The sequence below is a fragment of the Mammaliicoccus fleurettii genome (genome assembly GCF_003970575.1).
GTDB lineage: Bacteria > Bacillota > Bacilli > Staphylococcales > Staphylococcaceae > Mammaliicoccus > Mammaliicoccus fleurettii.
Genome location: NZ_RXWZ01000056.1, coordinates 1 through 11,907, shown reverse-complemented (window position 1 = coordinate 11,907; position 11,907 = coordinate 1). Strand labels below are relative to the sequence as shown.

Sequence of the window (11,907 nt, the reverse complement as noted above, 5' to 3'; positions counted from 1 at the left end):
TTCTATATTTGTAAAGTTTATTTTGAATAATCAAATTTTTTTGAAAAGTATCATCTATTTATATTATAATAGAAATAGGCTTTATTGAAAACGATTACATTTATAAAAGGGGAGATTTAAATGAAAGTCGAAGTTTACGAAGCATTAAATGATAATTATAATCTTGCTAATTATGATGATGCAGTAAAAAATCATAATTGGGAAGATATTGAAAAAAATTTCAGTTGGAGTGAAACTGGAAAGATAAATATGGCATATGAGTGTATTGATCGTCATGTTGATAATGGTAAAGGGGACAAGATTGCACTTCATTATAAAGATCAGAATAGACAAGATAGTTATTCGTTTAAAGATATGCAAATCGCGAGTAATAAAGCTGCAAATGTTTTGAAAAATAAAGCAAACGTTAAAAAAGGCGATAGAGTATTTGTTTTCATGCCTAGAACGCCTGAATTATACTTTTCACTTTTAGGTACTTTGAAAATTGGTGCTATTGTTGGACCATTATTTGAAGCATTTATGGAAAAAGCTGTTAAAGATAGACTTGAAAACAGTGAAGCTAAAGTTATTATTACAACAAACGATTTAGTTGGAAGAATTCCTAAAGATGAATTACCTAACCTTGAACATATCGTTGTAGTAGACGATGAGGTAAGTGATGAATATATTGATTTTAATAAAGAATTTGAAAAAGCTGACGAAAAATTTGATATCGAATGGTTAGATAAAGAAGATGGATTGATATTACACTATACATCAGGTTCAACAGGACAACCAAAAGGTGTTCTTCATGTACAAGAAGCAATGGTTGTACATTATATATCTGGTAAATATGTCTTAGATTTTAAAGAAGATGATGTTTATTGGTGTACCGCAGATCCAGGTTGGGTAACAGGAACATCATATGGTATTTTTAGTCCATGGTTAAATGGTGTTACAAATTGTATCGTGGGTGGAAGATTCTCTCCAGAAGGTTGGTATGAATTTATCCAAACTTATGGTGTAACAATTTGGTATACTGCACCAACAGCTCTAAGAATGTTAATGGGTGCGGGAGACGATGTGGTTAGTAAATATGACTTATCATCCTTAAGACATGTATTATCAGTAGGTGAACCATTAAATCCAGAAGTCATTAAATGGGCTCATAAAGTATTTAACCATAGAGTACATGATACTTGGTGGATGACTGAAACGGGTGGACATATGATTGTTAACTATCCATCTATGGATATTAGAGCAGGTTCAATGGGTAAACCTCTACCTGGTATTGAAGCTGCAATAGTTGATGATCAAGGTAAGGAATTACCACCTAACAGAATGGGTAACTTAGCATTGAAAAAAGGCTGGCCTTCAATGATGAGAACAGTTTGGAATAACCAACCTAAATATGAATCATATTTTATAAATGATGAATGGTATGTATCAGGTGACTCAGCTTATAAAGATGAAGATGGTTATTACTGGTTCCAAGGTAGAGTTGATGACGTTATTATGACTGCTGGTGAGAGAGTAGGACCATTTGAAGTTGAATCTAAACTAGTTGAGCATCCTGCAGTAGCTGAAGCTGGGGTAATCGGTAAACCAGATCCAGTACGTGGTGAAATTATAAAAGCCTTTATCGCTTTAAGAGAAGGATATGAAGAATCTGATGAACTTAAAGAAGAGATAAGAAAATTTGTTAAAGAAGGATTAGCTGGACATGCAGCACCTCGTGAAATTGATTTTAAAGATAAATTACCTAAAACACGTTCAGGTAAAATTATGAGACGTGTATTAAAAGCATGGGAATTAGATTTACCTGCTGGTGATTTATCTACATTGGAAGATTAATTTTTATGAAAGTTGAGGCTGAGACAAATTATTGTCTCAGCCTTTATCATGATATTAGTAGTGGCAAGTTAAATTGATTTTTTACAATTATTTGTTTATTCTAAAGTTGAGATACTTATAATTTGTAATATAAATTTAAGGAGTGAACAATATTGAGTCATTTATCAGATTTAGAAATTGCAAAACAAAGTACATTAAGACCGATTAATGAAATTGCTGAAAAGTTAGGAATTCCTCATGATTCTTTAGAACCTTATGGGCATTATAAAGGAAAAGTTGATATTACAAAGTTAAAAGATATTAAAGAAAAAGGAAAAGTTGTATTAGTAACAGCATTGAGTCCAACACCAGCTGGAGAAGGTAAATCAACTGTTACAGTAGGTTTAGCTGATGCATTCAATCAATTAAATAAAAATGTAATGGTAGCATTAAGAGAACCTTCTCTTGGTCCAGTCTTTGGAATGAAAGGTGGCGCTACTGGTGGAGGTTATGCGCAAGTACTACCAATGGAAGAAATAAATTTACATTTCAATGGAGATTTACATGCAATAACTACTGCAAATAATGCACTTTCAGCCTTTATTGATAACCATATTTATCAAGGTAATGAGTTAAATATAGATTCAAGACGAATAGAATGGAAACGTGTACTTGATATGAATGATAGAGAATTACGTCAAGTAGTTGTTGGGCTTGGTGGGCCAACTCGAGGTGTTCCAAGAGAAGATGGATTTGATATTACAGTTGCATCTGAAATAATGGCAGTATTTTGTTTATCGAATGGTATTAAAGATTTAAAAGAAAACTTAGCAAACATAACTATCGGTTATACAGTAGATAGAAAGCCTGTAACGGTTCGTGATTTGAAAGTAGAGGGTGCATTAACACTCATTTTAAAAGATGCAATTAAACCTAATATTGTTCAAACTATTGAAGGTACACCTGCATTTGTACATGGCGGCCCATTTGCAAATATAGCACATGGTTGTAACTCGATAATCGCAACAAATACTGCTAGAAAATTAGCAGATATAGTTGTAACAGAAAGTGGATTTGGCTCTGATTTAGGCGCAGAAAAATTCATGGATATTAAGACTCGTAAAGCAGGATTTGATCCAAGTGCTGTCGTAATAGTAGCTACGATAAGAGCCTTGAAAATGCATGGTGGTGTTGAGAAAAATGAACTTAAAAGTGAAAATGTTGAAGCGGCTAAAAAAGGCATAATAAACTTAGAAAGACATATTCAAAATATTAAACAATTTGGTGTTGAACCTGTAGTTGCAATTAATGCATTTATACATGATACAAAAGAAGAAGTTCAATATGTATTAGATTGGTGTAAAGAACATGACATAAAAGTTGCATTGACTGAAGTATGGGAAAAAGGTGGAAAAGGTGGAATAGACCTTGCAAAAGAATTATTACGTGTCTTAGAAGAACCACAACAATTTTCACCAATTTATGATTTAGATATGTCTATAGAAGATAAACTAGAAACAATTGTTCAGAAAGTATATGGTGGAAGATCAGTTAAATTTAGTGATAAAGCTATAAAACAACTTAAAACGATAAAGGAAAATGGATGGGACAAATATCCAGTATGTATGGCTAAAACACAATATTCATTTACAGATGATCCAAAACAAATCGGTGCACCTTCAGACTTTGATATTACAATTAGAGAATTATCACCAAGAACCGGTGCAGGATTTATCGTTGCATTGACTGGAGATATCATGACGATGCCAGGTTTACCTAAAAAACCAGCAGCATTGAATATGGACGTTAATGAAGATGGATCTGCAGTAGGGCTATTCTAATTTAAGATGAAAAAAGAGCTGAGACAAATTAATTGTCTCAGCTCTTTTGTGTTTAGTCGCTACTTGGTGGTGCTGTACTTGTACCACTGGATGGCTTGCTGTCAGAACTACTAGATTTACTGCTAGATTTGTATGACCAAGCTTCTTTAGAGTTTTTAGCAACTTTTTCTTTAGGTTTAACTTTAGATGATGTGTTAGGATCAATTGCTTTACCTAAACGTTTCATTACATAATCTGATTGTATATCTTTGTTAGATGTATCTACCTTATCTGAAATTAATGTAGAAGGTGCTTTAGATTCACCGCTACTACAACTATCTGTAGAATTAGTATATTGGCAAATTGTATCTTCTTTTACCGTACTTGGTTTTGTGAATTCACTATCATATCCAAGCTTTTCTCTATCAGTAGTAGATAATGCGTTAACCATATCTCTCCACATAAATAATTGATAATGACTATCTTCATCGAATGAAATTGGTTGGTCATAACCCATCCAAATACCTAGTGTTACTTTTGGTGTATATCCAACGAATAAACTATCTTTAGCATCTTGTGATGTACCTGTTTTACCAGCCCAGTTACCATCAAATGAATCTTTAATTTGGTAACCTGAACCATCATCAAGAACGCCTTTCAAGATATCTGTTGTTAAATATGTTGTTGATTCACTAAATATACGTTTTGGATCTTTCTTATGCTGATAAATAACTTCGCCATTACGTGATTTAATAGATTCAATCATGTAACTGTCATTATATTCACCTTTGTTTGCTAATGAACTATAACCATTTACATCTTGTTCTAATGTAAAGTCAGCTGTACCAAGCGTAAGGGCTAATCCATCTTGAACATCTTCAGGTATAGTCATACCCATTTTATTTAAGTTTTCCCATGGTTTATAGTCTTGTACATTACTATATAACCTTAATGTACTTAAGTTTAATGAGTTTCTTAATGCATAATCAACTGTTACTGGACCAAATTCTCTTCTATCATAGTTATCTGGGGAATAGCCAAGATAATCGAATTTTTTGTCGAGTAAAGCAGTATTTGGAGTAATTAAACCATTTTCAAATGCCGGTGCATAAGTTAATAATGGTTTCATAGTTGAACCTGGTGAACGTTTAGCACTAGTAGCATGATTAATTTGTGATTTTTCGTAATCTCTACCACCAACAAATGCTAGGATTTTTCCAGATTGATTTTCTTTTAGAAGGGCACCGACTTCATGTTGGAATTCTTTAGAAGCTTTTTTACCTTCACTATTTGTATAATCTGCTTCTCTATCCCATGAGTAACTACCTGAATTATTTTTTACGTCTTGAATCTTATCATACATGTCTTTTTCAATTGTTGTATCAACACGATAACCTTCAGTACGCATTGCTTGATTAGCTTTTTCTGTATATTTCGTCATAAGTACTGGCGTTTGGTCCAATTCTTTTTTAGAAATATTATCATTTTTAGCTAAATGATACTTAAGAATATCAACTGTACGATTTTCAACTTCTTCAGTTAAGAACGGATATTTTTGGTTTGGTTCTTCAACTTTATCAACAAATGCTTTTTTTATGTCGAAATCTAAAGCTTCATCGTATTCTTTTTTAGTGATTTTATCTTCTTGATACATTCTTTTAAGTACATAGTGCTGACGATTTATACCGAATTTTAATGATTCATCATCTTTCAAATCACCATTAGGTAAGAAAGGTGTGTAAGTATATGGGTTTTGTGGTAATCCGGCAAGATATGCTGACTCTGCCACGTTTAATTTTTTAGCTGATTTACCAAATACACCTTGTGCAGCAGCTTCAATACCTGCAATATTCGAACCATTTGAATTACGACCGAATGAAACGACATTTAAATAACTATCGATAATTTCATCTTTTGATAAGTTCTTTTCAACATTCATCGACAGTAACATTTCTTTAGCTTTACGTTCAAAAGATGTTTCATTTGTTAAAAGTTGGTTCTTAACAAGTTGTTGCGTTAATGTACTACCACCAGAAGAATTAGCACTGCCCAAAACTTCTTGCACAGAAGCTCTAAGAAAAGCTTTTGGAACAATACCATTATGGTTATAGAAATCTTCATCTTCTGTTGAAATAAGAGCATTCTTAACATTGTCACTTATTTCATTTCCTTTAATAACATCCCTTTGGACATCACTTTTTAATCGGCCAAGTGACTCTCCAGAACCAAAATAAACAGACGTACTTTCCGTCATTGAATAAAGTTGTTGCTTCATATCTTTTTTTGACATCACTTTTTCATCTTTGACAAGTCCTGCGAAGTAACCGCCACCAATACCCAAGCCAAGTGCTAATAATAAGCAACTTATGAATATAATAATAAAGAATAAATTGCTTATTACATTATATGTAGTGTGGAATATTAATTTTGGAGACCATTTTGTTTCTTTAAAAGTATCTTTATACTTCTTACTTGAACGATTAAATTGATCTTTGAATTTGTTTTTAGACTGATTTGAACTCAAATTTTTACCTCCAATCTAATCATCATTATTATAACATATATGTATTGTATTGACTTTTAAAAAAGATAGCTTTATACTTTGTAATTAATTGCATAAGGTAACGAACTAAAGGAGAAGTAGTTGTTATATTCTTTTTAAGAGAGTCAGTGGTGCTGTGAACTGATAAAGCGATAATGATGAATACACCTTTAATAAATGTTCGACGTTTTAATGTACGTAACATTAATGAGCGATGATGTGTTTAACATCATAAGTATGGTGGTACCGTGTATTCAAGCACCCTTACATTTTTATGTAAGGGTGCTTTTTTATATTATATTTTAAGAGGAGGAATTAGTAATGGCAAATGCACTTATAGAAGATTTAAAATGGAGAGGTTTAATATATCAACAAACTGATGAACAAGAAATTGAAGAATTATTGAATAAAGAATCTGTCAAAATATATTGTGGAGCAGATCCAACTGCTGATAGTTTACACATTGGACATTTACTGCCTTTCTTAACTTTACGAAGATTTCAAAATCATGGACATACACCTATTGTATTAGTAGGTGGTGGTACTGGTATGATTGGTGATCCTTCTGGACGCTCAGAAGAAAGAAATCTACAATCAGACGAACAAATTGAAGCAAATGTACGCGGAATTATGAATCAAATGCATAAAATATTTGATTTTGAAGGTGATGATTCTGCAATTTTAGTTAATAATAAGGATTGGTTAAAAGAAATTGATTTAATTTCTTTCTTAAGAGATTATGCTAAATATGTTGGTGTGAATTATATGCTAGCTAAAGATTCTGTGAAGTCGAGATTAGAAACAGGTATATCATATACTGAGTTCACTTACATGATTCTGCAAGCAATAGATTTCGGTTACTTAAATCAAAATTATGATTGTAAAATGCAAATTGGTGGTTCTGACCAATGGGGCAATATAACAACTGGATTAGATTTAATGAGAAAAATGTATGGTGATACTGAAGCTTACGGATTTACAATTCCATTAGTTACTAAAGCAGATGGAAAAAAATTCGGTAAATCTGAATCAGGCACTGTATGGTTAGATAGAAGTAAAACATCAGCTTATGAGCTATACCAATTTTGGATTAACGCTCAAGATGCAGATGTCGTGAAATATTTAAAATACTTTACTTTCTTAGATAGAGAAGAAATAGAACGACTAGAAAAAACAGTTGAAGAAGCACCTCACTTAAGAGAAGCACAAAAAGTGTTAGCTGAAGAAATGGTAGGATTCATCCACGGTAGTGATGCAGTTGAAGAAGCAAAAAGAATTACTGATGCACTATTTAAAGGTGATATCAAAGCATTGACTAAATCAGAAATTGAAGAAGGTTTCAAGGATGTACCTACAGCACAAGTAAGTTCTGAAACTGTACAACTAGTTGATTTTATTATTGAAGCTGGTGTTTCACCTTCTAAGAGACAAGCGCGTGAAGATATTAATAATGGTGCCATTTACATTAATGGTGAACGAATTCAAGACCTTAATCATGAAATAACAAGTGCAGACAAAATTGATGATGAATTTACAATCGTAAGAAGAGGTAAGAAAAAATATACAATGGTTAAATTCTCATAATATTAACAATAAAAGCGCAATAGATAAATTTATTTATTGCGCTTTTTTCTATATTCAATGAACTGTACTAACATGGAATTTATTGTATAATAAAATTGACATATGAAATTAATGAAAAGGAGAAAATTAAATGAAAAAATATTTAGGACCTATTATTGCTGTAGTAGCAATAATCGTGATTTTAGGGGTCATTATGATTGGACCATATAATAGATTAGTTGGTTTAGAAGAAGAAGCGGATAAATCTTTATCTAATATAGATAATCAATTACAAAGACGTGTCGATTTGATACCGAATCTAGTTGATACTGTTAAAGGGTATACTAAGCATGAAGAGAAAGTTTTCAAAGATGTTTCTGATGCACGTAGTAAATTAGCTGGTGCAAATTCACCTGAAGAAAAAGCAGCCGCAAATGGTGAAGTAAATAGTGCATTAAGCCGTTTAATCGCTATTAGTGAAAATTATCCTGATTTAAAAGCTGATAAACAATTTACTGGATTAAGAGATGAACTAGCTGGAACTGAAAATAGAATTGCAGTAGCTAGAAAAGATTATAATGAATCAATTAACGAATACAATCAAGCTACGCGTAGATTCCCATCTAGTATAGTAGCAGGTTTGTTTAATTTCGATAAGAAAGAATATTTCCAAGCAAAAGGTGAAGCAAAAGATGCACCTAAAGTTGACTTCGGTGGAGATGAATCTTAATGACATCAATGTTTAAACGTTTCTGTGTTTTGTTTATTATAAGCTTTTTTTCACTAAGTTCTACAATACAAGCGGCAGATGAAAAGTTTCCTAAGCTTGAACAACCTGTATTTGTTCAAGATCATGCAAATTTAATCAGTGATGAAAGTAAAGATAAAATTAGTAAAAAAGGTCAAAAATTACAAGATGGTACTGATGCAGATATCTTACTCATGACGATGAAGTCAATTGGACAAACTCCTCGTCAAGATTATGCTTTAGAAGCCGGTAGACATTATAAAGTTGGAGATCAAAAGCACAATAGAGGTATTGTTATATTACTTAATATGGATAACGGTAATGAATATAATAATAGAGGTATTGATATTGCAGTTGGTGATGGCTTAGAAGGTGTGCTGAATGATTCTAAAGTTGGTGAACTTATTGATTCCAACTTTATGCCATACCAAAAAAAGGCTGCTAAAACGGGCGATGCTAAAAAAGCAAAAGCATATTATGATCAAGGTTTGACGAAATTATATGATGCCGTCTGGGATGAAATTGCTAAAAGTTATGGTTACGACGGTAAGAAATTCACTGAAAAAGAACCTCAAAGTAGTGGATTAGGTAAAATTCCATTTGTATTTTTCATATTATTTATCATAGTGTTCTTCATTATCTACTTTAAAAATGGAGGAGGAAAACCTCCTAGAGGTGGTAATGGAAGAGGTACAAGAAGAGGAATGGCTGGTCCATTTATATTTGGAGGATCATCAGGTAGTTCTGGTGGCGGATTCTCCGGAGGCGGAAGCTTCGGTGGTGGAGGCGGATTCTCTGGTGGTGGAGCTGGCAGAGGATTCTAAATACTATAAAAAAATCCTTCTAAGTTGAAAGTAAACTTAGAAGGATTTTTTAATTTAATTTTGTTCTTTTAAAGTGATTTTAGTACTATGTTCTTTACCATCTCTTATATATTTCATAGTAATTTTATCACCAGGTTTTTTCTCATTATAGATATAATTTTTTATATCTGAAACTTCAGTAACATCTTTATTATCAACTTTAGTGATAACATCATCTTTTTTAAGCCCGTTGTTTGCTTTTTCATCTACCTCTGAAATGTATACACCTTTGTCAGTTGTTAATTTTAATTCTTTTCTATATTGACTTGGTATATCTTCAATAGATATCATACTAATTCCTATATATGGCCTAGTAACTTTACCATCATCCATTATGTCTTTAATAATGTTGTTTACTTCATTACTTGGTATTGCAAAGCCAATACCTTCAACATCAGGACGTGATATTTTCATGGAATTAATACCGATTAAGTTTCCGTTTAAATCAATTAAAGCACCACCAGAGTTACCTGGATTTATAGCTGCGTCAGTTTGTATAACTGTAGCTTCTGTTACACCGTCAGAAGTTTGTACATCCATTGTACGTTCTTCAGATGAAATAATACCTTGTGTAACACTGTTTGCAAATTCTACTCCTAATGGATTACCAAGTGCAAATACTGTTTCACCAGCTTTAACTTTAGAAGAATCTGCGAATTTAATTGGTTCGATATTATAATCGCCATCAATTTTTAAGACAGCTAAATCAGTCATAACATCCGTTCCTACAAGTTCAGCTTTAACTGATTTATCGTTATGAAGACGTACTTCAATTTCATTGGCACCCTCTATAACATGATTATTTGTAACAATATAAGAACTGTTATCACTAGATTGATAAATCACACCAGTACCATTACCTGACTCTTGTGGATCACTTGATTCACCCGAACTTTTTCCACCAAAGAATGATTCAATTCCGCTAGCTTTTTGTTTGTTAATAACACCAACAATAGATGGAGATACATCTTCAATCATTTTAGATACGGATTTATTACTTGATTTATTATCTTTTATATTACCGCCTTTTTCATTAGCCGGTGCTTTCGTTATATTCGCTTCGTCATTGTAGTTATTAACGACATCAATAATTTTAGTACCACCTATATATAAAGCGAGTATTAAGACTGCACCAATAATCCCCGATAAAAAAGGTATCAGGCAACTTTGATACCATGGTATCTTATTTTTCTTCTTATAATAATAATCATTCGAAGATGTTTGATTTAAATTTGAATTGTCGCCATTTTGATTCTGATCCATTCTAATCCCTCCTAAAAAACTCCATAAAATAATTATTATAGATATTGCATTAAATTGCCAATAATATGATGTATTTAATTGTTACAATATTTTGTATGAAAACTTGTGACTAAAGTATTAGAGTGATAAAATATGAATATCATTAAGAAGAGAGTGATCATTAAATGTATAAATTTGCTAGTACTGTTTTACAAGTTGTTTTCCAAAAGTTCGGTAAACAACTTGTAACAATAAATAAAGAGAAGGTTCCTGAAGAACCATATGTCGTTACTTGTACGCATACAGGTTATGTTGAAGTTATAATGTTAGCTTTAAGTTTATATCCTACTGAAATCAATTATATGGCAAAAAAAGAATTATTCTCTAAAAATTGGTCGGATAAGTTTTTCCATTCATTAAATGCTTTTCCAGTAGATAGAGAAAAGCCAGGACCAAGTACACTGAAAATTCCTGTTAAATTACTAAATCAAGGTAAAAGTGTTGGTATTTTCCCTTCAGGACATAGAGCAGAAACAGGAGAAGCACCATTAAAAAGAGGTGCCGCAACAATAGCTGTATTAAGCAATAAACCAATTGTACCTGCAGCTTTCGAAGGTCCTAAAAAAGTAAAATCTATCTTTGGATTTAGACAGAAATCATTTGTTAAATTTGGGGATCCTATTGATCCTAGTACATTTCCAAGTGAGTTAAAGAAAAGTGAAAAAATAGCAAAAGTTATGGAATTATTAGAAGAAAGAACGAATACATTACAAAAAGAAGTTACATATATAGCAAATAAAGCTATGGACAAGTAATGTAATACAATAAAAGGCTTCGGCACATATAGCCTCGCTCAAAATAAATAAGCATATCACTTAACTGATTTTTTAAAGTTTAGTGATATGCTTATTTTTTATGGAGTTTACGATTTTGTACGTGCATGCTTGCCTAGGGGTATGGCTCGAGCCTGTAGTCTCTCGCTCATACTATTCCCTCAGGCGTCCGCACTTTACAAAATCGGGGGTAGTATACATTTTTATAAGTATTATTTTGGCAGTTATACTTATAAGTGTTTCGTTAAAAGCAGAACTAGGCAAAATTGCAGATAAGGGGTATGTTAAAAGCAGTTCTAAGTAAAATTGCAGATAAGGGGTATGTTAAAAGCAGTTCTAAGTAAAATTGCAGATAAGGGGTATGTTAAAAGCAGAACTAGGCAAAATTGCAGATATGGACCGTCTACACTTAATTGGACAACTTCTTTAAAGAGAAGTATTGTTAAAATTAAGAAAGTAGGTGGTCTTTTTATGAGAAGAGAGC

General features: G+C 32.2%; 8 protein-coding genes and 1 other annotated feature. Of the genes, 6 read left to right on the top strand and 2 right to left on the bottom strand.

What is annotated here, in order from left to right; translation table 11 throughout:
* Positions 1-120: 120 nt before the first annotated feature.
* Together acsA and CD129_RS05090 are read left to right on the top strand one after the other, a co-directional pair.
* Positions 121-1,833 carry an acetate--CoA ligase gene (gene acsA / locus CD129_RS05095; protein WP_078357537.1) on the top strand — a complete coding sequence of 571 codons (1,713 nt, stop codon included), beginning with the start codon at positions 121-123 and terminating at the stop codon, positions 1,831-1,833.
* A 152-nt stretch (positions 1,834-1,985) separates the two neighbouring features.
* Positions 1,986-3,653, top strand: coding sequence for a formate--tetrahydrofolate ligase (locus CD129_RS05090; protein WP_115337328.1), 1,668 nt, complete (start codon positions 1,986-1,988; stop codon positions 3,651-3,653).
* A 52-nt stretch (positions 3,654-3,705) separates the two neighbouring features.
* On the opposite strand, the gene CD129_RS05085 is transcribed toward CD129_RS05090, so the two are convergent.
* Positions 3,706-6,156: a transglycosylase domain-containing protein gene (locus tag CD129_RS05085; protein ID WP_115337329.1), complete on the bottom strand. Its 2,451-nt coding sequence runs from the start codon at positions 6,154-6,156 to the stop codon at positions 3,706-3,708.
* 100 nt (positions 6,157-6,256) lie between these two features.
* Positions 6,257-6,443, top strand: a binding site (T-box leader).
* Between the two features lie 52 nt (positions 6,444-6,495).
* Here CD129_RS05085 and tyrS point away from each other — a divergent pair.
* The 3 genes from tyrS (at position 6,496) to CD129_RS05070 (ending at position 9,309) form a co-directional block, all read left to right on the top strand.
* Positions 6,496-7,758 carry a tyrosine--tRNA ligase gene (gene tyrS / locus CD129_RS05080; RefSeq protein ID WP_115337330.1) on the top strand — a complete coding sequence of 421 codons (1,263 nt, stop codon included), beginning with the start codon at positions 6,496-6,498 and terminating at the stop codon, positions 7,756-7,758.
* Between the two features lie 130 nt (positions 7,759-7,888).
* Complete coding sequence (locus CD129_RS05075) at positions 7,889-8,467, top strand: LemA family protein (RefSeq protein WP_107509796.1); 579 nt, start codon at positions 7,889-7,891, stop codon at positions 8,465-8,467.
* Positions 8,467-9,309, top strand: a complete 843-nt coding sequence (locus CD129_RS05070; RefSeq protein WP_078357532.1) for a TPM domain-containing protein — start codon at positions 8,467-8,469, stop codon at positions 9,307-9,309. The genes CD129_RS05075 and CD129_RS05070 overlap by 1 nt, the downstream gene beginning before the upstream one ends.
* A 54-nt stretch (positions 9,310-9,363) precedes the next feature.
* Here the strand turns inward: CD129_RS05070 and CD129_RS05065 are convergent, their stop codons facing one another.
* Entirely contained in the window at positions 9,364-10,611 is a 1,248-nt protein-coding gene (locus tag CD129_RS05065) for a S1C family serine protease (protein WP_115337331.1), read from the bottom strand.
* Between the two features lie 164 nt (positions 10,612-10,775).
* On the opposite strand from CD129_RS05065, the gene CD129_RS05060 reads away from it, so the two are divergent.
* On the top strand, positions 10,776-11,405 hold the full coding sequence (locus tag CD129_RS05060; protein WP_115337332.1) for a lysophospholipid acyltransferase family protein: 630 nt from the start codon (positions 10,776-10,778) through the stop codon (positions 11,403-11,405).
* Positions 11,406-11,907 lie beyond the last annotated feature (502 nt).